The sequence below is a fragment of the Mesorhizobium sp. CO1-1-7 genome (assembly GCF_020164885.1).
Taxonomy (GTDB): Bacteria; Pseudomonadota; Alphaproteobacteria; order Rhizobiales; family Rhizobiaceae; genus Mesorhizobium; species Mesorhizobium australicum.
Window position 1 is genome coordinate 352,893 of the sequence record NZ_JAIUHA010000003.1, and the last position, 23,519, is coordinate 376,411.

General features: G+C 63.3%; 22 protein-coding genes. 9 read left to right on the top strand and 13 right to left on the bottom strand.

What is annotated here, in order from left to right:
- Positions 1–31: 31 nt before the first annotated feature.
- Both LB516_RS08330 and LB516_RS08335 read right to left on the bottom strand, forming a co-directional pair.
- Positions 32–2,377, bottom strand: a complete 2,346-nt coding sequence (locus LB516_RS08330) for a xanthine dehydrogenase family protein molybdopterin-binding subunit (RefSeq protein ID WP_140616038.1) — start codon at positions 2,375–2,377, stop codon at positions 32–34.
- A 112-nt stretch (positions 2,378–2,489) separates the two neighbouring features.
- Positions 2,490–2,990, bottom strand: coding sequence for a (2Fe-2S)-binding protein (locus LB516_RS08335; protein WP_224719311.1), 501 nt, complete (start codon positions 2,988–2,990; stop codon positions 2,490–2,492).
- A gap of 311 nt (positions 2,991–3,301) precedes the next feature.
- Between LB516_RS08335 and LB516_RS08340 the strand changes: the two genes are divergently transcribed.
- Together LB516_RS08340 and LB516_RS08345 are read left to right on the top strand one after the other, a co-directional pair.
- Positions 3,302–4,438 carry an FIST signal transduction protein gene (locus tag LB516_RS08340; protein WP_041163431.1) on the top strand — a complete coding sequence of 379 codons (1,137 nt, stop codon included), beginning with the start codon at positions 3,302–3,304 and terminating at the stop codon, positions 4,436–4,438.
- Between the two features lie 14 nt (positions 4,439–4,452).
- On the top strand, positions 4,453–5,793 hold the full coding sequence (locus LB516_RS08345; RefSeq protein ID WP_015317500.1) for a hybrid sensor histidine kinase/response regulator: 1,341 nt from the start codon (positions 4,453–4,455) through the stop codon (positions 5,791–5,793).
- A 13-nt stretch (positions 5,794–5,806) separates the two neighbouring features.
- On the opposite strand, the gene LB516_RS08350 is transcribed toward LB516_RS08345, so the two are convergent.
- The gene (locus LB516_RS08350) at positions 5,807–6,490 is read right to left on the bottom strand and encodes a response regulator (RefSeq protein WP_015317499.1); all 684 of its coding nucleotides are present in this window, start codon (positions 6,488–6,490) and stop codon (positions 5,807–5,809) included.
- 230 nt (positions 6,491–6,720) lie between these two features.
- Here LB516_RS08350 and LB516_RS08355 point away from each other — a divergent pair, with 230 nt between their 5' ends.
- Together LB516_RS08355 and maiA are read left to right on the top strand one after the other, a co-directional pair.
- Positions 6,721–7,416, top strand: a complete 696-nt coding sequence (locus LB516_RS08355; RefSeq protein ID WP_140661096.1) for a fumarylacetoacetate hydrolase family protein — start codon at positions 6,721–6,723, stop codon at positions 7,414–7,416.
- Positions 7,417–7,419: 3 nt separating this feature from the next.
- Complete coding sequence (gene maiA, locus LB516_RS08360) at positions 7,420–8,070, top strand: maleylacetoacetate isomerase (protein WP_224719312.1); 651 nt, start codon at positions 7,420–7,422, stop codon at positions 8,068–8,070.
- 4 nt (positions 8,071–8,074) lie between these two features.
- Here the strand turns inward: maiA and LB516_RS08365 are convergent, their stop codons facing one another.
- Complete coding sequence (locus LB516_RS08365) at positions 8,075–9,304, bottom strand: MFS transporter (protein ID WP_224719313.1); 1,230 nt, start codon at positions 9,302–9,304, stop codon at positions 8,075–8,077.
- Positions 9,305–9,403: 99 nt separating this feature from the next.
- On the opposite strand from LB516_RS08365, the gene LB516_RS08370 reads away from it, so the two are divergent.
- Together LB516_RS08370 and LB516_RS08375 are read left to right on the top strand one after the other, a co-directional pair.
- Complete coding sequence (locus LB516_RS08370; protein WP_224719314.1) at positions 9,404–9,865, top strand: winged helix-turn-helix transcriptional regulator; 462 nt, start codon at positions 9,404–9,406, stop codon at positions 9,863–9,865.
- 109 nt (positions 9,866–9,974) lie between these two features.
- The gene (locus LB516_RS08375; protein WP_015317494.1) at positions 9,975–11,018 is read left to right on the top strand and encodes a zinc-dependent alcohol dehydrogenase family protein; all 1,044 of its coding nucleotides are present in this window, start codon (positions 9,975–9,977) and stop codon (positions 11,016–11,018) included.
- Positions 11,019–11,030: 12 nt separating this feature from the next.
- Here LB516_RS08375 and LB516_RS08380 read toward each other — a convergent pair whose 3' ends face one another.
- On the bottom strand, positions 11,031–11,921 hold the full coding sequence (locus LB516_RS08380) for a DMT family transporter (RefSeq protein ID WP_140616032.1): 891 nt from the start codon (positions 11,919–11,921) through the stop codon (positions 11,031–11,033).
- Between the two features lie 107 nt (positions 11,922–12,028).
- Here LB516_RS08380 and LB516_RS08385 point away from each other — a divergent pair, with 107 nt between their 5' ends.
- Positions 12,029–13,429: a PLP-dependent aminotransferase family protein gene (locus LB516_RS08385; RefSeq protein WP_224719315.1), complete on the top strand. Its 1,401-nt coding sequence runs from the start codon at positions 12,029–12,031 to the stop codon at positions 13,427–13,429.
- A gap of 233 nt (positions 13,430–13,662) precedes the next feature.
- Here the strand turns inward: LB516_RS08385 and LB516_RS08390 are convergent, their stop codons facing one another.
- The 3 genes from LB516_RS08390 to LB516_RS08400 form a co-directional block, all read right to left on the bottom strand.
- Positions 13,663–14,160, bottom strand: a complete 498-nt coding sequence (locus tag LB516_RS08390; protein ID WP_224719316.1) for a MaoC family dehydratase — start codon at positions 14,158–14,160, stop codon at positions 13,663–13,665.
- A 259-nt stretch (positions 14,161–14,419) separates the two neighbouring features.
- A complete protein-coding gene (locus tag LB516_RS08395; RefSeq protein WP_140616026.1) occupies positions 14,420–14,848 on the bottom strand; it encodes a phasin family protein in 429 nt (142 codons plus the stop codon).
- A 106-nt stretch (positions 14,849–14,954) separates the two neighbouring features.
- Positions 14,955–16,250, bottom strand: a complete 1,296-nt coding sequence (locus LB516_RS08400; RefSeq protein ID WP_224719317.1) for a DUF445 domain-containing protein — start codon at positions 16,248–16,250, stop codon at positions 14,955–14,957.
- Positions 16,251–16,518: 268 nt separating this feature from the next.
- On the opposite strand from LB516_RS08400, the gene rirA reads away from it, so the two are divergent.
- Positions 16,519–16,983 (top strand): iron-responsive transcriptional regulator RirA, encoded by a 465-nt coding sequence (gene rirA / locus LB516_RS08405; RefSeq protein ID WP_015317488.1) that lies wholly within the window; start codon positions 16,519–16,521, stop codon positions 16,981–16,983.
- A gap of 32 nt (positions 16,984–17,015) precedes the next feature.
- On the opposite strand, the gene LB516_RS08410 is transcribed toward rirA, so the two are convergent.
- From LB516_RS08410 to hemP, 5 genes are read right to left on the bottom strand one after another with little or no spacing between them, the layout of a single operon-like run.
- On the bottom strand, positions 17,016–17,807 hold the full coding sequence (locus LB516_RS08410) for a heme ABC transporter ATP-binding protein (RefSeq protein WP_224719318.1): 792 nt from the start codon (positions 17,805–17,807) through the stop codon (positions 17,016–17,018).
- Positions 17,808–17,814: 7 nt separating this feature from the next.
- The gene (locus LB516_RS08415) at positions 17,815–18,915 is read right to left on the bottom strand and encodes a FecCD family ABC transporter permease (RefSeq protein ID WP_224719319.1); all 1,101 of its coding nucleotides are present in this window, start codon (positions 18,913–18,915) and stop codon (positions 17,815–17,817) included.
- 5 nt (positions 18,916–18,920) lie between these two features.
- Positions 18,921–19,829: a hemin ABC transporter substrate-binding protein gene (locus tag LB516_RS08420; RefSeq protein WP_140723818.1), complete on the bottom strand. Its 909-nt coding sequence runs from the start codon at positions 19,827–19,829 to the stop codon at positions 18,921–18,923.
- 10 nt (positions 19,830–19,839) lie between these two features.
- A complete protein-coding gene (locus tag LB516_RS08425) occupies positions 19,840–20,901 on the bottom strand; it encodes a hemin-degrading factor (RefSeq protein WP_015317484.1) in 1,062 nt (353 codons plus the stop codon).
- A 23-nt stretch (positions 20,902–20,924) separates the two neighbouring features.
- Complete coding sequence (gene hemP / locus LB516_RS08430) at positions 20,925–21,131, bottom strand: hemin uptake protein HemP (protein WP_015317483.1); 207 nt, start codon at positions 21,129–21,131, stop codon at positions 20,925–20,927.
- Between the two features lie 197 nt (positions 21,132–21,328).
- Between hemP and LB516_RS08435 the strand changes: the two genes are divergently transcribed.
- On the top strand, positions 21,329–23,518 hold the full coding sequence (locus LB516_RS08435) for a TonB-dependent hemoglobin/transferrin/lactoferrin family receptor (RefSeq protein ID WP_140821995.1): 2,190 nt from the start codon (positions 21,329–21,331) through the stop codon (positions 23,516–23,518).
- Position 23,519 lies beyond the last annotated feature (1 nt).

The following is a 23,519-nucleotide window of genomic DNA, read 5'->3' on the forward strand; positions in this document are numbered from 1 at the left end:
CCTATCCGCAACTCACTACTTCCCTAGTCACTCATTTCGCCGCGCGGATCGCGGCCCACACGGTGGACGGTGTGGCCGGCATGGCGATATCGACGATGCCGATGGCGTCGGTGATGGCATTGATCACTGCTGGCGGCGAGCCGATGGCACCGGCCTCGCCGCAGCCCTTGATCCCGAGCGGGTTGCTCGGACATGGCGTGTTCGACGTCGAGACCTTGAACGACGGCAGGTCGCCGGCACGTGGCATGGTGTAGTCCATGTAGCTTGCCGTCAGCAGTTGCCCGCTGGCGTCGTAGTGAGCGCCTTCCAGCAGCGCCTGGCCGATGCCCTGGGCGATGCCGCCATGCACCTGTCCTTCGACGATCATCGGATTGATGATGTTGCCGAAATCGTCCGCAGCCACGAACTGCACGATCTCGGTCGTTCCGGTTTCCGGATCGATCTCGACCTCGCAGATATAGCAGCCCGCCGGGAAGGTGAAGTTCGCCGGATCGTAGAACGCCGTTTCCTTAAGTCCTGGCTCCATGCCGGCCGGCAAATTGTGCGCGGTATAGGCGGCCAAAGCCACCTGGAACCACGGCAGGCTCTTGTCGGTGCCGGCGACCTTGACCTCGCCGTTCTCGATGACGATGTCGCCCTCGTCGGCTTCGAGCAGGTGGGCGGCGATCTTCTTGGCCTTGGCCTCGACCTTGTCGAGCGCCTTGGCAATCGCCGACATGCCGACCGCGCCCGAGCGCGAGCCGTAGGTGCCCATGCCCATCTGCACCTTGTCGGTGTCACCGTGGACGATCGACACCGAATCGATTGGCACCCCGAAACGCTGGTTGACCAGTTGCGCGAAGGTCGTCTCGTGCCCTTGGCCATGGCTGTGCGAGCCGGTCAGCACCTCGATCGTGCCGACGGCGTTCACCCTCACCTCAGCCGATTCCCACAGGCCGACGCCGGCGCCGAGCGAGCCGACCGCCGCCGACGGCGCGATGCCGCAGGCCTCGATGTAGCAGCTCATGCCAATGCCGCGCAGCTTGCCATTCCTGACCGAATCCGCCTTGCGCCTGGCAAAGCCGGTATAGTCGGCGGTCTTCATAGCCGCGTCGAGCGAAGCGCCATAGTCCCCGGCGTCATAGTTCATGATCACCGGTGTCTGGTGCGGAAACGTGGTGATGAAATTCTTGCGCCTAAGATCTGCCGGAGAGACGCCGAGCTCGCGTGCCGCCGCTTCCATGGTGCGTTCCAGAAGATAGGTGGCTTCCGGCCGCCCTGCCCCGCGATAGGCATCGACGGGTGCCGTGTTGGTGTAGACAGTGCGCACATTGGCGTGGATGGCCGGGATGTCATATTGGCCCGACAGCAGCGTTGCATAGAGATAGGTTGGCACGCAGGACGAGAACAGCGACATGTAGGCGCCGAGATTGGCGATCGTATCGACCTTGAAGCCGGTAATCCTGTTGTTCTTGTCGAATGCCATTTCCACCGTCGAGACGTGGTCGCGGCCATGCGCGTCGGTGAGGAAGCTCTCGGTGCGATCGGCGACCCATTTGACCGGCACTCCGGTCTTCTTCGAGGCCCATAGGCAGACGATCTCTTCCGGGTAGATATAGATCTTGGAACCAAAGCCGCCGCCGACATCCGGCGCGATCACGCGCAGCTTGTTTTCGGGCGCGACATTGTAGAAGGCGCTCATCACCAGCCGCGCGACATGCGGGTTTTGCGATGTCGTCCAGCAGGTGTAATGATCCTCGGCCTTGTCGTAATGGCCAAGTGCGGCGCGCGGCTCCATGGCGTTCGGCACCAACCGGTTGTTGACGATCTTCATGCGGGTGACATGCGCCGCCGCCCCGATGGCGGCGTCCGTGGCCTTGGCATCGCCGATCTCCCAGTCGAAGATCAGGTTGTTCTCGGCCTCGGCATGGACCTGCGGCGCACCCTTTTCGAGTGCCTTTGTTGCGTCGACGACCGCCTTCAATTCCTTGTAGGTGATCTCGACCGCCTCGGCCGCATCGCGTGCCTGGCCCTTGGTTTCCGCCACCACCACCACGACCGCATCGCCGACATAACGGACCTTGTCGACTGCCAGCGGCGACCATGCGCCCATCTTCATGGGCGTGCCGTCCTTGGAATGGATCATCCAGCCGCAGATGAGGTTGCCGATGCCGTCGGCCTTGAGTTCCTTGCCGGTCAAGACGCCGATGACGCCCGGCATGCCTTGAGCCGCTTTCACGTCGATCTTCTTGATCTGCGCATGGGCGTGCGGGCTGCGCACGAAGGCCGCATGCTTCATGCCGGGCACCACCATGTCGTCGACATAGCGGCCGGCGCCGGTGATAAACCTTTTGTCTTCCTTGCGCGCGACCCGAGCGCCGACACCTTCGATACCCATGCAGAGATTCCTCCCGAAAAGTGAATAGGAAGTGTGAATAGGAAGTAGTAGTGAGGACAGCCGCCGGTTCAGACCGATTACTGACTACCGACTACTCCACTCCTCTTTTCCCTCACGCCGCCTGCTTCGCCTTGCCCCTGGCCCCCTTCGACATCGTCGTCGATGCGGCGAGGATGGCTTTCACGATGTTGTGGTAACCTGTGCAGCGGCAGATATTGCCTTCGAGTTCTGCCCGCACCGTGGCCTCGTCGAGGCCTTCGGGGTGGCGGTTGATCATGTCGGCCGCGGCCATGATCATGCCCGGCGTGCAAAAGCCGCATTGCAGACCATGATGTTCCTTGAAGGCTGCCTGGACGGGATGCAGGTCGGCGCCGTTGGCCAGGCCTTCGATCGTAATCACGCTCGACCCCGAGGCCTGGACCGCGAGCATGGTGCAGGACTTCACCGCCTTGCCATCGACATGGACGACGCAGGCGCCGCATTGCGAAGTGTCGCAACCGACATGAGTGCCGGTCAGGCCGAGGTTCTCCCGCAGGAAATGGACGAGCAGCGTTCGATCCTCGACGGCACCGCCGACCCGCTTGCCGTTCACCATCAACGAAACGTCCGACATAGCCCCTCCCTGGGTGTCAACCTTGGTCTTACGCTGCCGACGCGCCGCTGGCACTTCGGCCACGTGCTAGTCGTACACCGCACAACGCACAAAAAACAGCACGACGGAAAAGGCGGATCATTGTACTTTCGGTCATGGCCAGGGCACCAAAGTGCATTCCTCCGGCCCCATTGCCAAAACGCCTTCTGGCGGCAACAATGCCCTCGTCGCCCGCGCGCCAGAAGCACTTGAAAAGCCGCGCACAAGAAGGCGTCGGAGGAAATGCGGGAGGACCGCCGCTGACAAGTTCACGGACGCGCTACGCATGCGGCTTGTCGGCGCTGACCACGGACCAGCCCGACCCGGATGTCTTCGCACGAGCGGTAGCCGCCGAGGCCGCCGCCATCAATGCCGGCTTTGCCCTCGTGTTCTTTTCCCAGAGCCTGATCGAGGCCGGCGCCCTGTCACGGGCACTCTCGGCCCACGCGCCGTGTCTCCACCATGCTGGCTGTTCCACCGCCGGCGAGATCACGCCGCAGGGGCTCGAGGAAGGCCATATGCTGGCGATGCTGCTGCCCTCGGCGTCCTTCACGGCGGTCAGCACGATGATCGACAATCTGTCGACATCGGGCATGGACAGGATCACCGAAGAGGTCGAGGCCCTGCGGCGCACGCTGCGCGCCCGGCTCGGCGGCGAGCAGACCAGCAACACCTTCGCGCTCTGCTTCATCGACGGGCTGTCCTATGCCGAGGAAGCGGTGAGTTCGGCCATCCACTGGGGTCTCGACGACATACCGCTCCTCGGCGGCTCGGCTGGCGACGATTTGAAATTCGAGACGACGCGTCTGATCTCGAACGGCAGGGTCACCTCCGACAGCGCCATCATCGTGCTGGTCGCCACGGAAATTCCGTTCCACGTCTTCAAGACCGACAATTTCGTTCCCACCGACGAAAAGCTGGTGGTGACCGCGTCCGACCCGGATCACCGCGTCGTGCGGGAATTCAACGCCACCAATGCGGCGGAGGAATATGCCGCTTCGGTCGGGATCCTCCCACAGACCTTGACACCGTTGAGCTTCGCCTCGCATCCAGTGGTGGTGAAGGTGGGCGGAGAATATTACTGCCGCTCGATCCAGAAGATGCACGCGGATGGCTCGCTGTCGTTCTTCTGCGCCATCGACGACGGTGTCGTGCTGTCGATCGCCCAGCCCAAGGACATGGTGGACGCGACACGAGCGGCATTGCGCGAGGTCGAGGAAAGGCTGGGCGGCATCGATATGATCCTTGGCTTCGACTGCGTGCTGCGCCGGCTGGATGCGCGCAACCGCCAGGTCTTTCGTGACATTTCGGAACTCTACCGGATCAACAATGTCATCGGCTTCGGCACCTATGGCGAACAATACCGGTCGATGCACCTCAACCAGACTTTCACCGGCATCGCTTTCGGCGACCGCCAGGCGGCTGAATAGGGCGGCGCAACAGCATGCCGCTCAGGAACATAAACGATCTCGACAGGCTGAAGAAGATCAACGCCGCCCTGGTCAGCCGCGTCGAGCGCTCGATGGACCAGCAAGGCAATGCCTTTTCGCTGTTCCAGACGGCGATCTCGCTGGAAAGCCGGGTGCGTACGCGCACCGAGGAACTGCATTCGACGTTGCGGCGGCTGGAGCAGTCGAACATCGATCTCAGCGCCGCCAAGGAAAACGCCGAACAGGCGAACCTGTCCAAGACACGGTTTCTGGCTGCGGCCAGCCACGACGTGCTGCAGCCGCTGAACGCCGCCCATCTCTCCGTCTCAGCCCTTGCCGAGGTGCAGACCAGCGAAGAGGGAAAGAAGCTCGTGCGGCAGGTCGAGCGCTCGCTGGAAACGATGGAAGACCTGCTGCGCACCTTGCTCGACATCTCCAAGCTCGACGCCGGCGTGGTTCAGCCCGACATTGGCGACGTCAGCCTGGAGGCGCTGTTCTCGTCGCTGCGCTCGGATTTCCAGCCTGTGGCGGAATTGAAGGCGCTGTCGCTGAAATTCCGGCCGGTCAATGCCGTGGTCCGCTCGGACAGGACGCTGCTGCGCCGCATCCTGCAGAACATCCTTTCCAACGCGCTGGGCTATACGCGCTCGGGCGGCGTCCTTGTCGGCACACGCCATCGCGGCGACACCATCCGCATCGATGTCGCCGACACGGGCTGCGGCATCCCCGAGGATCAGCGCGAAGCGGTGTTCGAGGAGTTCCATCGCGGCACCTTGCCGGCTACCGCCGAACTCGACGGCGGCGGTCTTGGGCTGGGGCTCGCCATCGTGCGCCGCATGGCCGGCGCGCTCGGCCATCCCGTCACGTTTTCATCCAGGGTCGGCCGCGGTACCATCTTCCACATCGATGTCCCCGTCGGCCTCGGCGCGCCGGCCGACGCCATCGCCAGCGCCGCCAGCATGGAGCGGCCGCGCGGCTACGGCCTGTTCGGCACCAAGGTGCTGCTGGTCGAAAACGACGCCGAAGTGCTGGAAGCCATGACCTTCCTGCTCGAACGCTGGCAGTGCCTGGTACGCGCGGCGACCTCCACCGCCGATGCGCTGGACATGCTTGGCGACACCGACTGGCTGCCCGACATCGTCATTGCCGACCAGCATCTCGACGGCGGCGATCTCGGCACCACCACCATATCGGAGGTCCGCGACTATCTCGGCCGCGCCGTGCCGGCGCTGATTGTCACCGCCGACAGCTCCGAAGCCGTGGCCAAGGCAGCACGGGCCGGCGGCATCGAACTGATGCGCAAGCCGGTGAAGCCGGCGCAACTGCGCGCCCTGCTGGCGCATCTGCTGGCATAGCGGGAGGGTTGGCTCAAAACCCTACCTGATCCCGGAATAGCTCGGCGCTGTCCAGCTTCGACACCTCGATCACCGCTTGCGTGCGGCTATACACATTGAGCTTGCGCAGGATCTCCGACACATGCGCCTTCACCGTGGTCTCGCCGACCTGCAGCTCGTAGGCGATCTGCTTGTTGAGCAGGCCCTGGCGCAGCATCTGCAGCACGCGCAATTGCTGCGGCGTCAGCTTGGAAAGCCGCTGCACCATATCGGCGCGATCGGTGCTGTCCGCGCCCGGCGGCAGGCCCTCATAGGTTTCAGGCACATAGATCGCGCCGTCCATCACCGAGCGAATGGCGGCGGCGAGATCGCTCTTGCGCGCCGATTTCGGAATGAAGCCGGCAGCGCCGTAGGACAAGGCCTCGGAAATGATGCGAGGCTCCTCATAACCCGACACGATCACCACTGGCAGGCGCGGATAGCGGGTCCTGAGCTGCAACAACCCCTCGAAGCCGTGCACGTCGGGCATGCTGAGGTCCAGAAGCGCAAGGTCGAAAGGCTTTGCGTCGGCCAGCAAGTCCAGCGCCTCGGCGATCGAGCGCGCTTCGACTGTGTCGACCTCGGGATAAGCCATTTGAACGGCGCTGTGCAGCGCCTCGCGAAACAGCGGATGATCGTCGATGATAAGGAACCGGACGCGATCGGTAGGGGCTGTCATAGGGCTCGTTCCGGTTTACCGGGCACACCATAGTCTCCTGACCATGGCCGGATTATTGGCAAATAGTCTATCGCCGTCGAACAGGTTTCATCGCTGCAAAAAAATGATCGGAAGCCTGAATCCCTTATACAGCCTAGGCGAAGCCCATGCTTTATCAAAAGCGACGCCTTGCCCGCCCCTGGAAATCGGCCGAATGTGCCGCCGACTCCCCGCCAAACGCAGAGACCGCCATGACCGCCTTTGTCCTTCCCGCCCCGCCAACGCCTTCCGTCGCCATTGCGGGTTCCGGCGAACGCTTTGCCGTGCGGCGCATTTTCTGCGTCGGCCGCAACTATGCGGCACATGCGCGCGAGTTCGGCAATGACGATCGCGATCCGCCCTTCTTCTTCACCAAGCCGGCCGACGCGGTGGTCGATTCCGGCACTGATATCCCCTACCCGCCGCTGACGGAAAACCTCCACTTCGAGATCGAACTGGTGGTGGCGATCGGCACCTCAGGCTTTCGCATTTCCCGCGACAAAGCGCTGGACCATGTCTGGGGCTATGGCGTCGGCATCGATCTCACCCGCCGCGATCTCCAGGATGCCGCCAAGAAGGCGGCGCGGCCCTGGGACTGGTCGAAGGCCTTCGACCGTTCCGCGCCCTGCGGCCCGCTGGTTGCCGCACGGAAATCCGGGCACCCGGCCAAGGGACGCATCTGGCTCGCCGTCGACGGCGCGGTGAAACAGGATGCCGACCTCGCCGAACTGATCTGGCCGGTATCGGACATCGTCTCGATCTGCAGCGAAGGCGTGGAATTGCAGGCTGGCGACCTGATCTTCACCGGCACGCCCGCCGGTGTCGGCGCGATCAAGCCGGGTGAAACGATATCAGGCGGTGTCGACGGCATCGGCACGATCGAACTGACCATCGGCCAGCGGAAGTGACGCATGAGCGACATTGTCCTGCACAACTACTTCCGCTCCTCCACCTCGCACCGGGTGCGGATTGCCCTGGAGATGAAAGGGGTGGGCTATGACTACATCCCGCATCACCTGCGCCATGGCGAGCATCTGGAGGCGGCCTATCTCGCGGTCAATCCGCAAGGGCTGGTGCCGGCACTGATCTGGAGCGACGGGATGCTCCTGACGCAATCGCTGGCGATCATCGAGTTTCTCGACGAGACCATACCTGAACCCCCGCTATTGCCGAAGGATCCGCCGAGCCGGGCACGAGTGAGAATGCTGGCGCAGATGATCGCCTGCGACATCCACCCGGTGAACAATCTGCGCGTGCTGGCTTCGCTGCGCACCCTGTTCGGCGCCGGCGACCAGGATGTCGCCAACTGGTTCCGGCATTGGGTCAATGAAGGATTTGGACCGCTCGAAAAATTGCTCACCGCGTCGCCCGAAACCGGCACATTCTGCCATGGCGAGGCGGCGGGGCTGGCCGACATCTGCCTTGCCGCGCAAGTCACCAGCAACGCCCGCTTCGGCGTCGACATGACGCCCTATCCGACAATCGCGCGCATCAACGCCGCCTGCGTGGCGCTACCCGCTTTCCAGAAAGCCGCGCCACAGAACCAGATCGACGCCGAGTAAGGGCTCACCGGCCAACGCGCAGCGTCAGCGCCCAGAACAATAGCGCCGTCAAGCCGATGCCGGCGCCGAGCAACGAGACCCCGCTCCAGCCGGCCGCGGCATAGGCCATGGTCGAGGCGATCGAGCCGAGCGCACTGCCGACCGAGTAGAAGATCATGTAGCCGCCGACCAGCCGGCTGCGTGCATCCGGCCGACGGGAGAAAATCAGGCTCTGATTGGTGACGTGGACGGCCTGGATTGCCAGATCCAGCATGACGATGCCGGCGACAAGCAACCATAGTGACATGCCCATGAAGGCGATAGGCAGCCAGGCCGCCGCCATCATAAGCAGGCTGAGGCCAGTGACCAGTTGACCATGCCCGCGATCGACAAGGCCGCCTGTCCATCGCGCTCCCAGCGCGCCGGCGACACCGGCAAGGCCGAACAGCCCGATCGCGGTGTGCGACAGTGAAAACGGCGGCGCGCTGAGCGGCAGCACCAGCGGTGCCCACAGCACGTTGAAGCTGGCGAAGATCAGCAAGGCGAGCACCGCGCGCACGCGCAGCAGCGGTTCCCGCACGAACAGCAGCACCATCGAGCCCAACAGCCTGATGTAGGACGTGCGCGGCCGCTCTGCCTCATGGCGCGGCAGGACGGTGTGGAGAACAACCGCCATGACAAGTGTAAGGCCGGCCGAGACAAGATAGACCCAGCGCCAGCCGGCGAGATCGGCAACGACGCCGGCGACGAAGCGGGCAAGCAGGATGCCTGTTATGACGCCGCTGGTGACGGTGCCGACCGCCCGCCCCCGTTGCGACGGCGCGGCGAGGTCGGCCGCGTAGGCAACCAGTACCTGCACCATCACGGCAAGCAGCCCGACCGCCGCGAGGCTCGCCAGCATCGCCGCGTTCGGTGCAAGTCCAACGGCTATCAGCGCCACGGCCGAAAGGATCGCCTGGCCGGCAATCAGCTTGCGGCGATCGAACAGGTCGCCCAGCGGCACGATGAAGAACAGGCCAAGCGCATAGCCGACCTGCGTGACCGTCACCACGATGCCGATCGAGGCCGGCGCAATGGCAAAATCATGCGCCATGGCGTCGAGCAGCGGATGGGCGAAATAGACATTGGCGACGCTCAGGCCACAGGCGATGGCGAAGACCAGCGCTGTCATTCCGGACAATCCCGGTGTGACTTGCCTCGGCTCTTCGGGCTGCGCCGCCTTCGCTGCCGCGCCGTTCACCACCTGTATATTCATGAGGCTCTCCACGAAAGGTTTCAATTTGAAACCACTTGTGGGATAAACAGAACAGTTTTATCTTGCAACCAAAATGAACAATCTGGACCAACGAAAGCCATGGTGAAACGAACGAGCCACCAGAGTGCGGATTGCCTGATCGCGCGACCGCTGGATGCGATCGGCGACTGGTGGTCGCTGCTCATCGTGCGCGACGCGTTCGACGGGTTGCGACGCTTCGGCGAGTTCCAAAAGAGCCTGGGCGTTGCCAAGAACATCCTGTCGGCGCGGCTCCGAAATCTGGTTACGCACGGCATCCTCGAAATCGTCCCGGCCCCCGACGGCAGCGCGCATCATGAATATGTGCTGACGCAAAAAGGACGCGGCCTGTTCTACGTGCTGATCGCCTTGCGGCAATGGGGCGAGACCTATTTCTCCGGTCCGGGCGAGCCCTACACCTTCATGGTCGACACGGAGAGTGGCCGGCCGATAAGGCGTCTTGAAGTGCACGCAGAAGACGGCCGCCTGCTTGCCCCCGGTGACACCCGGCTTGCCGATTTCCGCAACCAGGAAAACAGCTGACCGCAGGGTCCGCGGACTGGCCAGCCTGGCGGAGTCGATTTCCGCTTGACCGAACAGGGAATCGGCTATCGTTTCCACAGTGAGTGTCGTCTCAAGGGTGGAATGAACGATGAAAGCCGTCGTCTTCGAGAAATTCGGCGAAGCGCCGACGATCCAGACCGTGCCAGACCCCAAGCCGGCGGCCGATGGCGTCGTCATCAAGGTCGAGGCGACCGGGCTCTGCCGCAGCGACTGGCACGGCTGGATGGGCCACGACGCCGATATCCGCCTGCCGCATGTGCCGGGCCACGAACTGGCCGGCGTCGTGGTTGCCGCCGGCAAGCACGTCACCCGCTGGAAGGCGGGCGAACGCGTCACCGTGCCGTTTGCCGTCGGCTGCGGCCACTGCTTCGAATGCACATCAGGCAATCACCAGGTCTGCGAACACCAGTCCCAGCCTGGCTTCAACACCTGGGGCTCATTCGCCGAATATGTCGCTATCGAACACGCCGATACCAATCTCGTGCGCCTGCCCGACGAAATGGAATTCGCCACCGCCGCCAGCCTCGGCTGCCGCTTCGTCACATCGTTCCGCGCCATTGTCGATCAGGGCCGGGTAAAGCCCGGCGAATGGGTGGCGGTGCATGGCTGCGGCGGCGTCGGCCTGTCGGCAATCATGATCGCCAGTTCGATGGGCGCCAACGTCATCGCCATCGACCTCACCGAGGAAAAGCTGGACTTCGCCAAACAGATCGGCGCCGTGGCGACCATCAACGCTTCGACGACGCCGAACGTCGTCAAGGCCGTCAAGCAGATCACCAATGGTGGCGCTCACATGTCGATGGACGCGCTCGGCCATCCGACGACGTCCTTCAACTCGATCGCCAACCTGCGCCGGCGCGGCCGTCACGTGCAGGTCGGCTTGATGCTGGGCGAACACGCCCGCCCGCAGGTGCCGATGGACAAGGTGATCGCCTTCGAACTCGAAATCCTCGGCAGTCACGGCATGCAGGCCTATCGCTACCCCGCGATGATGGAGATGATCCGCCACGGCAAGCTCAAACCCGAACTGCTGGTCGGCAAGAAGATCAGCCTCGACGAAGCGCCAGCGGCCTTGATGGCGATGGGCGGCTTCGAGGGTATCGGCATTGGGGTGGTGACGAAGTTCTCGTGAGGGTCGGCACCGCTATGCAGCCGCACGACGCGGCAAATCCTGCTTGGCAAACTTCTTCGCGCCGAAAACGCAAAGCACCACGCCGAGCGTGACGACGATCATCATCGGGCTGACCTGTTCATGCAGCAGCGTCGCCGCCAGTGCGAGCCCGAAGAACGGTTGCAGAAGCTGCAACTGCCCCACCGCCGCAATGCCGCCTTGCGCCAGGCCTCGATACCAGAACACGAAGCCGATCAGCATGCTGAACAGCGAGACATAGCCAAGGCCAATCCAGGCATTGGAGCCTACGCTGGCGAAGGATGGCGGCAGGGTCGCAAAAGTCAGCACCAGCATGACCGGCAGGGACAGCACCAGCGCCCAGCAGATCACTTGCCAGCCCCCGAGCTTGCGCGACAGCGCGGCACCCTCGGCGTAGCCAAGGCCGCAGGCGACGATGGCCGCAAGCATCAGCCCATCGCCAACCGGCGAAGCCGTCACGCCTTGCGCAAGCGCGAAGCCCGCCACCAGCGCACTGCCCAGGCATGAGAACAGCCAGAAGGCCGGCCGGGGCCGTTCACCGCCGCGCAGCACGCCGAAGATCGCGGTCGCCAGCGGCAGCAGGCCGACGAAGATGATGGAGTGGGCCGAGGTGACATGCTTCAGCGCCAATGCCGTCAGCAAGGGAAAGCCGACGACCACGCCAAGCGCAACGATGACGAGCGACAGCAAGTCATGACGCCCGGGACGCTTCTCGCGGAACACAAGCAGCAGCGCGAGACCGAGCAGGCCGGCAATAACCGCGCGGGCCGACGTCAGGAATATCGGGTCGAGATCCATCACCGCCACGCGCGTCGCCGGCAACGAACCGCTGAAAATCAGCACGCCGATAAATCCGCTCACCCAGCCGCTCGCCGTCTTGTCCATCGCAGGCTCCGTTTGTTTCGCCCCTCTATGGGGCCCGCAGCTATGGCGCCACCAGAGACAATGCAGTACAATTCGATAAAACTGTCATGGTTTTCTGGAAGGTACAGATGGACGAAGCAGTCAGGCTCGACAGCGGCGGAACTCTCGTCGAAGGGGTCATGGCCGCCATCCGGCAGCGGATTGCCGCGCGCAGCCTGACGCCTGGAGCAAGGTTGCCCTCGATCCGCGCTTTCGCCAAATCCATGCAGGTGTCGAAATCCACCGTGGTCGAGGCCTACGAACGGCTTGCCGCCGAAGGCGCGATCCGTTCGCGGCCCGGTTCCGGTTTCTATGCCGCCGGGTCGCTGGCACCGCTGTCGCTCGCCGAGATCGGTCCCCGGCTCGACCGTGCCGTCGATCCGCTCTGGGTCTCGCGCCAGTCCCTGGAGGCTGGCGACGAGGTCCTGAAACCCGGCTGCGGCTGGCTGCCGGCTTCATGGATGCCACAGGCCGGGCTGCGCCGGGCATTGCGCACTGTCGCGCGTGCCGACGATGTCGCGCTCACAGATTACGGCACGCCGCTCGGGCTGCCGCCGCTGCGGCAATTGCTGGCGCGGCGCATGGCCGGGCACGGCATCGAAGCCTTCCCCGACCAGATCATGCTGACGGAATCGTGCACCCAGGCCATCGACCTGCTCTGCCGGTTCCTGATCGAGCCGGGCGACACCGTGTTGGTCGACGATCCCTGCTACTTCAATTTCCATGCTCTGCTGCGCGCCCACCGCGCCAAGGTCGTCAGCGTGCCCTACACGCCATCGGGGCCGGACATCGAGCTGTTCGCCCAGGCGCTGGCCGAACACCGGCCGCGCCTCTACATCACCAACTCGGCCATCCACAACCCGACCGGCGCGATCCTGTCTCCGGTGACGGCCCATCGTTTGCTCAAACTGGCCGACCAGTCGGATCTGACCATCGTCGAGGATGATATCTTCGCCGATTTCGAGCACATTCCCGCCCCAAGGCTAGCGGCGTTCGACGGCCTTAGTCGCGTCGTCCAGATCGGCAGTTTTTCCAAGACGCTGTCGGCGTCGGTCCGCTGCGGTTTCATCGCCGCGCCCCGTGACTGGATCGAGGGCCTGACCGATCTCAAGATCGCCACGACTTTCGGCGGCGGACGGCTGGCGGCCGAACTTGTGCTGACGCTGCTGAAGGACGGCAGCTACCGAAAGCACATGGATTTGCTGCGCGCCCGCCTTTCGCGGGCCATGGGCGAGACCAGCGCCCGGCTGAAGGCGATCGGCATCACGCCCTGGATCGAGCAGCCGGCTGGGCTGTTCCTGTGGTGCACCCTGCCGGAAGGCGTGGACGCGGCCGAAATCGCCCGCAGTGCGCTCGCCGACAACATCGTGCTGGCGCCCGGCAATGCGTTCAGCCTGTCGCAGTCCGCCAGCCGCTTCCTGCGCTTCAACGTCGCCCAGTGCGCGGACGAGCGGATTTTCAAGGCGCTCGAAACGGCGATGACTCGCTGATATGGGGGACCACCAAGTCAGCAGGCAAATAAGCCGCGACAACACCTCGTTGTTGCGGCCTTCTGCCCCATCAAATCAGACCATCCATGAAACGGCAGAACGCCGCCAAATCTCACCATTTGCGCGGATGCTCAATCATGCCTTTTCCGAAACGCCATACCCAGATCTGGGCCTATTCCTTGCCGCACAAGAACAGCTGAAGGAATGACGCAAGGGGCCTGGCGGGTCGCCGTTCAAGCCCCTGCCCGTTTGCGGCGCTCGTAGAGCATGACGAGTGTTTCAGCCATCAGCGCCGGCTTTTCGTCGCCTTCGATCTCGACCGTGTTGGCTGCCTTCATCAGATACTGGCCCGGGCCTTTGTCTTCCATGGAAAGCAGCGTCGTGCGCATGCGAATGCGTGCGCCGACCTTGACCGGCGCCAGGAAACGCACCTTGTCGAAACCATAGTTGAAGGCGGCCTGCGTATTCTCGGGCACGATACCCATTTCAAGGGCCAGCGCGCCGATGATCGACAGTGTCAGATAGCCATGCGCGATCGTGGTGCGGAACGGGCTTTGCCGCCGCGCCCGTTCAGGATCGACGTGGATCCATTGATGGTCGCCCGTGCATTCGGCGAACTGGTTGATACGGTTCTGGTCGACCGTGGTCCATTCCGAGACGCCGAGCTCCTGTCCGGACATCGTTCTCAGCTGCTCGTAGGTTGGCGGCGTTTTAGGCCGTACTTCCGTCATGCCTGCTTTCCCGATCGCTTCCAAAGCTTCCGGACCACGAACCGGCGGCCTCTGTCAATTCGTCCCTCGCAAATCCGTTCCGGCGGATTCGCGCTCACTCGTGCCATGTCTTGCCATGCGATGGCAGGCGAATTGGGACTTTGCCGACCTTTCAGACTGCCGGGAGCTTATGGCGTGGCGCTAATGCAACTGTGCGAAGGGTTACGGTATCGGGAACGGGGTGTGCCCGGCCGAGAGCGGAACGACAGCCCATGAGAACCTACTTCTGCCCGTAACCGGCGCGGACCTCCTCCATCGCCTCCTTGATGCGTGCGCGCAGGATGTCGATCGATTCGGTGCCTGATTTCCTGGCTAGCTCAGCCACTTCACCGGCGTTCTTGAGCGCCGCCTCAAAGGATTTTCTAGCAAACTCGGTCTGCTTGGCCATCAACTCCTGCGGATTGCCCGGTGCGCGGTAGCTCTGCGCCATGTCGGCGATCTCGCGCAGCGTGTCCTGCAGCATTTCGCGTTGCCTAGACAACAGCGAGGACGTCCCAGCCGCCCCGGCACGCGCGGATTTCTCCAAAGCTTCGAGATTCTTGCGGTGATGCGCAAGAATCGCTTCGACATCCACATTCGGCACCTTCAGGTCACGGCCGAACCTGCCGAACATTTCCATGAAAGAATCGGATTCCGATTGTCTGGCCATGATTGTCATCTCCCCTTTGCCGCGATCGCGGACGCCCTCATCGAGGAGAATAGCACTCGAACGCCTCGTGTCCATTTCGAACACGGGCCTAGGCGATCGCTAGGGATCAATTGACCGGGAGCAGCAGCTCGATCGTGTAAAGCACGATGCCCGCCAGCCCACCGATGATCATGCCGTTGAAGCGGATATATTGCAGGTCCCTGCCAATGTTCATCTCGATCAGGCGTGTCAGTTGGGCAAGGTCCCAGCGCTTGACCTGGTCGGCGATGAATTTCGACACACCGCTCTTCTGGCTTTCGACGAAGGAGGCCAGCGCCACCACGAATCCTTGGTTCATGTCGGCCCGGATCTGCGCGTCTCCGGCAAGATGGCGGCCGACTTCGACAAACATGTTGGCCAGATGCTCCCTGATCAACGAATTCGGCGCCTTGGCGTCCTGCTCGATGAACAGGCTGAGGCTCTCCCACATGTCGCCGGCTAGCGCCCTGATTTCGGGTCTGGCGAGGAAGTCGCGCTTCATTTTCTCCGCTCGCCTGGCATATTGCTTGGACGTGCGCAGCCGCTCGACGAAACTTTGCGCGAAACGGTCGAATTCGGCGCGCATCGGGTGATCTGGATCGGCACGCACCTCGTCCAGCAAGGAGCCAGCCGAAGCGACGATCTTCTTCAGGAGATAGGCGTCGGCCCGGAACAGGTTGAATAGCGACGGGAGTTCCTCGCGGATCTTGTCGCGCATCGTCGCCAGCGCCTGTTCGTCGTTGAGGAACCGGCCGATGACCTTGATGAACTCGTCGAACAGCTTCTGGTGGCGGCGGTCGTCGGTGAGCGCGGACAGAAGTTCGGCCGCAAGTGGCGCCAGCGGCACCTTTTCGATCTGTTCGAGCATGCGGCTGGTGACGAAGCCGCGCAGACCGGATTGTTCGACGGCGGCAAGCGTCTGCGGCACCAGCCGCACGACGAAGCGCGACAGGCCGGCGGCGCGTTCGGCATCGGCCAGCCAGTCGGCCACGAGCGCCGAAAAATCGACCTCGGCGAGTTTTTCACGCACCGGTTCCGGCGCCAGGAAATTGGCCTCGATGAAACGGCCGAGATTGTCGGCGATACGGTCCTGGTTTTCCGGGATGATGGCGGTGTGCGGGATGGGCAACCCGACCGGCCGTTTGAACAGCGCCACCACCGCGTACCAGTCGGCAAGGCCGCCGATCGTTGCCGCCTCGGCGAAGGCAGCGACGAAGCCGAGCCATGGATAGCTGCTCTGGAAGGACTTGGCCAAGGCAAAGACCACCACGCAGAGTGCCAATGCCGCCGTGGCGACGAACTTTGTCCGCCGCAACGCGGAAAGCTTGGAGCCCGCGTCGGCATCGAACCGCACTGGCGCCAGGGATTGGTCCGATTGAGCCATGCCGCTCCTCGTCTATTAGGCCTATCTAGTGCCGCGGCCGCCGGAATGCCCGTGGCAGCCGGTTTGTCTGTTCCGGCTTTTGCCCGGCGGCGCACATAAAGTTGACGAGTTTATTCATCTATGATGCCCGGCTAGTCTGGAATTATTCCAAGGTATAGGCCATATTCCGCCGAGACCAGTGCAGCGATCCGGATTCCGGACGAGGGCCGCGCCAGCAAAGTTTAGAATCTGGCGTGGTTGCATCATATCAGCGCCGAGTGAGGACAAGATGCGGCTTACGCGCCAAACCAACTATGCCATGCGCATTCTGATGTATTGCGCCGCCAACAATGACCGGTTGAGCCGCATACCGGAGATCGCGGCCGCCTATTCGGTGTCGGAACTGTTCCTGTTCAAAATCCTGCAGCCTCTGGTCGAGAATGGCATGGTCGAGACTGTGCGCGGCCGGAACGGAGGGGTACGGCTCGGCCGTGCCGCCGAATCGATAAGCCTGTTCGACGTTGTGCGCGTGACCGAGGAAAGTTTTGCCATGGCGGAGTGCTTCGAGAACGATGCCGCCGAATGTCCCCTGGTCGACAGCTGCGCGCTGAACTCCGCATTGCGCGAAGCGCTCAACGCCTTCTTCGCCGTGCTTGCCCGTTACACGATCGCCGACCTCGTGGCGGCACGGCCGAATGTGCGCGCCCTGCTCGGCATCGACATGCTGATGGAGCGCCGCGCCCCGGCGGCCTGATCCCTGCCGCATTGTGCAGTGTCGGCTGAATATCAGCTGACCGACGATTGCGGGAGCACGAACGGCATGTTGCCGGCCGGCAGCACGCCGACCTTGAGCCGGCAATCGAACACCTTCTCGATCAGGTGGTCACTCAGCACGTCGCGGGGCGAGCCGCTGGCGGCCAGCCGGCCGCGATGCATCACGAAGATGCGGTCAGCGTACATGGCCGTCAGATTGAGGTCGTGCAGGATCGCTACCACGCCCCCGCCCCTTCTGGCGAAGTCGCGGGCGATGTTCATGATGATCAGCTGGTGCTTGATGTCGAGGCTGGACACCGGCTCGTCAAGGAACAGATAGCGCGGCTTGCCGTCGAGCACCGGCGCCCAGACCTGGCACAGCACGCGCGCAAGCTGGACACGCTGCTGCTCGCCACCGGAAAGCTCCTGATAGAAGCGGCCGGCAAAGCCGTCGAGATCGACCCGCGCCAGCGCCCGTTCCGGCAGGCGTCCGTCCTCGCCCGGCAGCGCGCCCGAACGGCCACCGACCAGGCCAAGCCTGACGACCTCCCGCACAGTGAAAGGAAACGACAGTGTCGTCGCCTGCGGCAACACAGCCCGCTGGACGGCGACCTCCACCGGCTTCATCGCTGCGAGGTCGCGGCCGTTGAGGACGACACTCCCGGTATAGCCGAGGTCCCCCGACAATGCCCTCAGGAAGGTCGTCTTGCCCGAACCATTGGGGCCGACGATTGCCGCCACCTCGCCCGGCCGCGCATCGAAATCGACACCGGCAACAATTCTCTTGCCGGCGATATCGACCGAAACATTCCTCGCCTCGATCATTCCAGCCTCACAAATCGATCACGCCGCGCCTGCGCAGCAATATCCACAGGAAGAACGGCGCGCCTGATATCGCGGTGACGATGCCGATCGGCAGCTCGGCCGGCGCCACGATGGTGCGGGCGACCGCATCGGCAAGCAGCAACGAGGAGGCGCCGAGCAGCCCCGAGGCCGGCAGCAGGTAACGATTGTCGGGTCCGATCAGCAGTCGCAGCAGATGCGGCACGACGATGCCGACGAAGCCGATGCCGCCGCTGACGGCGACGGAGGCGCCGACCGCCGCCGAAACGCCGATGATGGCAGTGTATTTCAGCCGCTGCACCGGAATGCCGAGATGGCCGGCGGTCGCTTCGCCCAGCGCCAGCGCGTTAAGGCCACGGGCCAGGAACGGCATCGCCGCCAGTGCCAGGACGATTATGGGTCCTACGGAAGCTATCTTGGCCCATGTCGCACCGCCGAGCGATCCCAGTGACCAGAAGGTCAGGTCGCGCAGCTGGCGATCGTCGGCCATGAATATGAGGATTCCGGTCAGCGCCATGGCAAGTGCCGCCAGGGCTATGCCCGCGAGCAGCATGGTGGCGACCGAGGTTTGTCCACGTCGCGTGGCGACGTGATAGAGCGCCAATGTGGTGACGAGACCGCCGACGAACGCCGCAAGCGGCAGCGCCAGCGTTCCGAGCAAGGCGGTCACCGGCGCCAGCACGGTCCCGCCAAGAACGATGATGACCACCGCGCCAAGGCTGGATCCTGCGGAAACACCGATCAGACCGGGGTCGGCGAGCGGATTGCGGAACAGTCCTTGCATGACGGCGCCACAAACCGCGAGCGCCGCACCCACCAACATGCCGAGGATGACGCGTGGCATGCGGATGTCATGGACGATCAAGCTGTCGCGGGCGTTGAGCGCCGCATCGCCGGGGACGGAGCCAAAGAGCCAATCCCTGAAGACGGTCACGGCGGATGCATCCGATGCGCCGGATGTGAGCGAAAGCAAGATGGCGATCGCCAAGCCCAGGCACAGCAGAAGGATGACGGCACGGGCGCGGCCGGAACGATCCCCGTCGGATGCCCTAATCGCCTTCGCCGGACCTGCGATCGACTGGTCGGCCATGATGCTCAGTCCGTGACCTGTGCGCCATAAAGCGAAACGGCGAGATCATGGATCGCGTCGGCCGTGCGCGGCCCGAAGCCGAGTAGATAGGCGCCATCGATGCGGATCAGCTTGCGCGCCGTTCCGGCCGGCGTTGAGGCGATGGATGGATTGCCGAACACTTCGTCGTCCGAGACCGGCGGCCCGGCATTGCTCATCATCAGGATCACGTCCGGCCTTGCGGTGATGATCGCTTCGTCCGACATTTGCTTGTAGCCGGAAAAGCCTTCCACCGCATTGACCCCGCCCGCCAGCTTGACCATGCCGTCGGCCGCGGTTTCGCTGCCGGCCGCCAGGATCTTGCCACCCTGCGTCGAGAGAATGAACAGCACGCGCCTGCGCTCCTTGATCGAGGCTGTCCGCTTTTCGGCGGCTGTGAGTTTCGCATCGAGCGCCCTGGCCAGCACCTCGGCCTTGGCCTCGACCCCGATCGCCTTGCCGACAATGCGGACCTTCTGGAGGATGCCTTCGCGGTTGTACTGCTCGGGCACTTCTATGAACGGAATGCTCGTCTTCTTCAGCACGTCGACGGCTTCCTTGGGACCGCTGCCGTGCAATGCCAGTATGCCCGTCGGATTGACCGACAAGACGCCTTCCGGCGACAGCTGGCGCATGTAACCGACATCAGGCAGGTCGAGCGCGGCCTTTGGATAGAGGCTGGTGGAATCGCGCGCCACCAGATGCCTCTCCTCGCCCAGCGCATAGACGATCTCGGTGATGGAGCCGCCAATAGCGGCGATCTTCGAAGGATCGGCGAACACCGAAACGCCTTCGGTGGCGCCGGCTGGTTGCAGCGCGGCGAAAGCCATGGAAAGGCCGATTGCATAACCGACCCTCGATCCGCGCAGGGCGGACGGCCTCGAAACAAACCGCATCGCACTCTCCTCAGGCTGCCGTCGGGTTCGGGATGCGCGGCAGGTGCTCGGCCAGAAAACGCCAGTCCTCGCGCTCGCTTTCGCCTTCATGTCGCTTGCCGAAGAACTGGATGATCATGTCGCCATTGGCGGCATAGACCTCGAGCGATGTGACATGGCCGTCCTTGGTCGGCTTGCGCACCGCCCAGACTTCATGGATGTGGTCGGTGCGCAGGTGCAGGTGGAAGGTCTCGTCGAGCACGTTGATCCACGGCCCCATGGGCTTGATCGATTTGATCGGCCCGGAGTGGATCTGGATGCAGCCGCGGTTGCCCACGAAGCACATGATCGGCATCTCGCTTTCGGCGGCGTGATGGAACATGGCGCGCACCGCGTCGTTGTCGAGCAGCCAGGCGTAGTCCTGGCCAACCATGCGCACCGCCTGGCGGCGGCTGAGCTTCAGCGTCTTCAGCATGCCGAAGAACTGGTGCACGTCCGTCAGCCGGCTCCAGCGGTCACGCAGGTCGTCCAGGCTCGCCGTCGATGCCCCGGCCTCGCTTTCCTCATCGAGAACTGTCCCTGAGATGTCGATCGTCGGCTCCTGGTTCGGTGATTCCAGCGAGGCGACCAGTTTCTGGTAGGCATGGAGGCTGGAGGCCGGGCGCAGATGCACCTTGTGCACCGCGTCGCCGGCCGCATCGAAGAACTGCAGGCTGCGGCGGATGTCGTCGCCGTCGCGCTTCTCCACGGCAAAGCCATGCGCCCAGATTTTCGGAAAAATGCGCAGGTCGATGTTCTCGCCGAGCACCATGGCATTGTGATTGCCGGTGACGACCTTGTCATAGACGCCGATCTTCTCGTGCACGGCGCTTTCGTTGCGGGTCAGCGCCATCACCTCGCCAACGGCCTCGAGACCGGTCAGAAGGTCGTTGACGCGCGGTTCGACGCGGACGACGCCGTCGCCGCAATGCGCGGCCACCAGCTCGGCCTCCGAAATGCCGAGCTGGGCGGCGAGGTCACGCTCGCGCGCTTTCGGATTGTCGGTCCGGGCCCGCCGGATTTCATGCGGAGCGGGTTTTACGCGCTGGTCCATGTCTTTACCCCTGATGCCTTGCCTTACTTGTTGAGAATGAGCTTGCCCTGGCGGGTGATCTTCAGCCGGTAGAGCGCGCCATGATGCTCGATTCCGATTTCGTGCTCGCCCTGGAACAGCGTGTTGCTGGACAGCGTCCGCACCGCCAGCGAGACCCGATCGAAACGGGTGGAGGTATCGTCGGAACGGCGGACGCGATAGCGAAACTCGTTGGGATTGTGCGTGTTCATCTGGGTCGATCCCTTTCCTGTGCCGGGCATCTGGCTAGGCGTTGCGAATTGCCGATTCATTCTTGACTTGAATAATCATGTTTACTAGTCAGTGCAATACCGGACTAAATGAGTCAACATTTAAGATGCCGGATACGATCAAAATGCCAGCAAGCCCCGGGCCAGCCAGCATGGAACCTGGGATTTGGAGTTGGGGCATGGGGTTGATAAGTTGGGAACGGCGCCGTCGGTGGGCGGCGAACGGTGCGGCGGCTTTGCTCGCAAGCGTGGCGGCGATCGCTCTATCCGCGCCATCGGCGCACGCGCAACCTGCGACGCAGGCGGCGAGCGAGCAGACGGATCAATCGAAGAAGACTGACCAGCAAAAGGCAGCCCCCGCGGGCGCTACGTTGCTCGACAGGATCCTGGTGCTCAGCCGCACCGGCGAAACGGCGATACAGTCGCTGGCCTCGGCCAGCCATGTCGACCAGGAACAGCTCGATCGCCGCATGGCGACAACGCCGAACGAGATGCTTTTCGGTGTGCCTGGCGTCGCTGCGCAGGCCGACGCCAGGCGCGTCAGCACCAGCATCAACATCCGCGGCCTGCAGGATTTCGGCCGCGTCGCGGTGATCGTCGATGGCGCGCGCCAGAATTTCCAGCGTTCCGACCACGGCACCCAGTCGACCTTCTACATCGATCCCGAGCTCGTCAAATCCGTCGACGTGATCCGTGGTCCCGTCGCCAACACCTATGGCTCGGGCGCCATTGGCGGCGTCGTCTTCTTCGACACCAAGGATGCGGTCGATTTCCTCAAGCCCGACGAGACGTGGGCCGGTTCCGTCACCGGACGCTACGAGAGCAACGGCAAGGGCTGGACCACGAGCGCCACCGGTGCCTATCGCATCAATGAGAACTGGGACGTGTTGGGCAACATCGTTTACCGCGACTACGACAACTACAAGGACGGCGACGGTGACACCGTCAACGGCACCGGCTTCGACGTGCTGAGCGGCCTGCTCAAGACGACCATCCGGCCAACCGAGAACAGTGAGCTCAAGCTCGGCTGGGTTGGTTCGAGCGACGGCTGGGACGAGACCAGCGGCGGCGTGCCGGTCAACGATGTCGACCTGAAGTCGAACACCTTCACGGCCCGTTACAACATCACGGACGAAGACAAGAGCTGGCTCGATCTCCACATCAACACGTCCTACAACAAGACCAATCTCGACCTGACCAGTCTCGCGCCGCAGAACCGCTTCGATCCGGTGACCGGTCTTCCCGTGGTGCTGCCGGCAGGATCACTGTCGACATTCGATGTCGGCACGACCGGCATCGATATCTGGAACACGTCGCGGTTCGAAACGAACGGCATCGCGCATGAACTGACCTATGGCGGCGATTGGGTCGGCGACAACGTCAAGACGGGTGGCGCGGCCGGGGGCGACAGTTTCTACACGCCGTCGGGCAAGCGCAACGTGTCCGGCGCCTACGTCCAGGACAAGCTCACCTGGGACTGGCTCGAAGTCGTCGCTGGCCTGCGCTACGACAGCTACAGCCTGAAGGATGACATGCATGATATTTCCGGCGACAGGCTATCCCCGCGCGTCACCGTCGGTGTCTCGCCGTTCGAGAGCGCCGGGCTTGCCGGCCTGCAATTCTACGGCACCTATGCGGAAGGCTACCGCTCGCCCTCGATCACGGAAACGCTGATCAGCGGCAATCATCCCGCCGGCGTCAGCTTCCCGTTCCTGCCCAATCCAAATCTGCGGCCTGAAACCGGCAAGACGACCGAGTTCGGCGTCAACTACAAGCAGAACGACATCTTCGAGCCGGGCGACGCCTTGCGCCTGAAAGCAGCCTATTTCAACAACGATGTCGACGACTATATCGACGGCGTAACGCTGTCGCCGTTCGCTCCAGGCAGTGGCTGCCCCTTCGGCCCCGGAATCCCGATCTGCTTCCAGTATCAAAATTTCGCCAAGGCCAAGATCAACGGTTTCGAGCTGGAGGGCGTCTATGACGCGGCATGGGGCTATGCCGGCCTCTCGGCCTCGATCACGGATGGCCACACCGTTTCCCACAAGGGTATGGAAGCCGACCTCGCCACTATCCCCTCCTCTCAGGTCACCGCTCAGCTTGGCCTGCGTTTCCTCGAGGACAAGCTGACCGTCGGCGGTGAGGTGCAGTATAACGGCAAGCCAAAGGGCAATGCCGTCGCGACGGACTACACGCTGATCAATGCCTTCGCCAGCTATCAGGCGACCGACAATTTGAAAGTCGATTTCCGCGCCGACAATCTGTTCGACGTCAAATACGCCAATCCGCTGAACGGCAGCACCACGGTTGCGGTCTACGAACCCGGTATCACGCTGAAGCTAGCGGCAACCATGCGCTTTGGAGGCTGAC

Coding starts and splice junctions, on each gene's coding strand:
- LB516_RS08330 (WP_140616038.1), bottom strand. CDS start 2,377: ATGGGTATCGAAGGTGTCGGCGCTCGGGTCGCGCGCAAGGAAGACAAA.
- LB516_RS08335 (WP_224719311.1), bottom strand. CDS start 2,990: ATGTCGGACGTTTCGTTGATGGTGAACGGCAAGCGGGTCGGCGGTGCC.
- LB516_RS08345 (WP_015317500.1), top strand. CDS start 4,453: ATGCCGCTCAGGAACATAAACGATCTCGACAGGCTGAAGAAGATCAAC.
- LB516_RS08350 (WP_015317499.1), bottom strand. CDS start 6,490: ATGACAGCCCCTACCGATCGCGTCCGGTTCCTTATCATCGACGATCAT.
- LB516_RS08355 (WP_140661096.1), top strand. CDS start 6,721: ATGACCGCCTTTGTCCTTCCCGCCCCGCCAACGCCTTCCGTCGCCATT.
- maiA (WP_224719312.1), top strand. CDS start 7,420: ATGAGCGACATTGTCCTGCACAACTACTTCCGCTCCTCCACCTCGCAC.
- LB516_RS08365 (WP_224719313.1), bottom strand. CDS start 9,304: ATGAATATACAGGTGGTGAACGGCGCGGCAGCGAAGGCGGCGCAGCCC.
- LB516_RS08370 (WP_224719314.1), top strand. CDS start 9,404: ATGGTGAAACGAACGAGCCACCAGAGTGCGGATTGCCTGATCGCGCGA.
- LB516_RS08375 (WP_015317494.1), top strand. CDS start 9,975: ATGAAAGCCGTCGTCTTCGAGAAATTCGGCGAAGCGCCGACGATCCAG.
- LB516_RS08380 (WP_140616032.1), bottom strand. CDS start 11,921: ATGGACAAGACGGCGAGCGGCTGGGTGAGCGGATTTATCGGCGTGCTG.
- LB516_RS08385 (WP_224719315.1), top strand. CDS start 12,029: ATGGACGAAGCAGTCAGGCTCGACAGCGGCGGAACTCTCGTCGAAGGG.
- LB516_RS08390 (WP_224719316.1), bottom strand. CDS start 14,160: ATGACGGAAGTACGGCCTAAAACGCCGCCAACCTACGAGCAGCTGAGA.
- LB516_RS08395 (WP_140616026.1), bottom strand. CDS start 14,848: ATGGCCAGACAATCGGAATCCGATTCTTTCATGGAAATGTTCGGCAGG.
- LB516_RS08400 (WP_224719317.1), bottom strand. CDS start 16,250: ATGGCTCAATCGGACCAATCCCTGGCGCCAGTGCGGTTCGATGCCGAC.
- rirA (WP_015317488.1), top strand. CDS start 16,519: ATGCGGCTTACGCGCCAAACCAACTATGCCATGCGCATTCTGATGTAT.
- LB516_RS08410 (WP_224719318.1), bottom strand. CDS start 17,807: ATGATCGAGGCGAGGAATGTTTCGGTCGATATCGCCGGCAAGAGAATT.
- LB516_RS08415 (WP_224719319.1), bottom strand. CDS start 18,915: ATGGCCGACCAGTCGATCGCAGGTCCGGCGAAGGCGATTAGGGCATCC.
- LB516_RS08420 (WP_140723818.1), bottom strand. CDS start 19,829: ATGCGGTTTGTTTCGAGGCCGTCCGCCCTGCGCGGATCGAGGGTCGGT.
- LB516_RS08425 (WP_015317484.1), bottom strand. CDS start 20,901: ATGGACCAGCGCGTAAAACCCGCTCCGCATGAAATCCGGCGGGCCCGG.
- hemP (WP_015317483.1), bottom strand. CDS start 21,131: ATGAACACGCACAATCCCAACGAGTTTCGCTATCGCGTCCGCCGTTCC.
- LB516_RS08435 (WP_140821995.1), top strand. CDS start 21,329: ATGGGGTTGATAAGTTGGGAACGGCGCCGTCGGTGGGCGGCGAACGGT.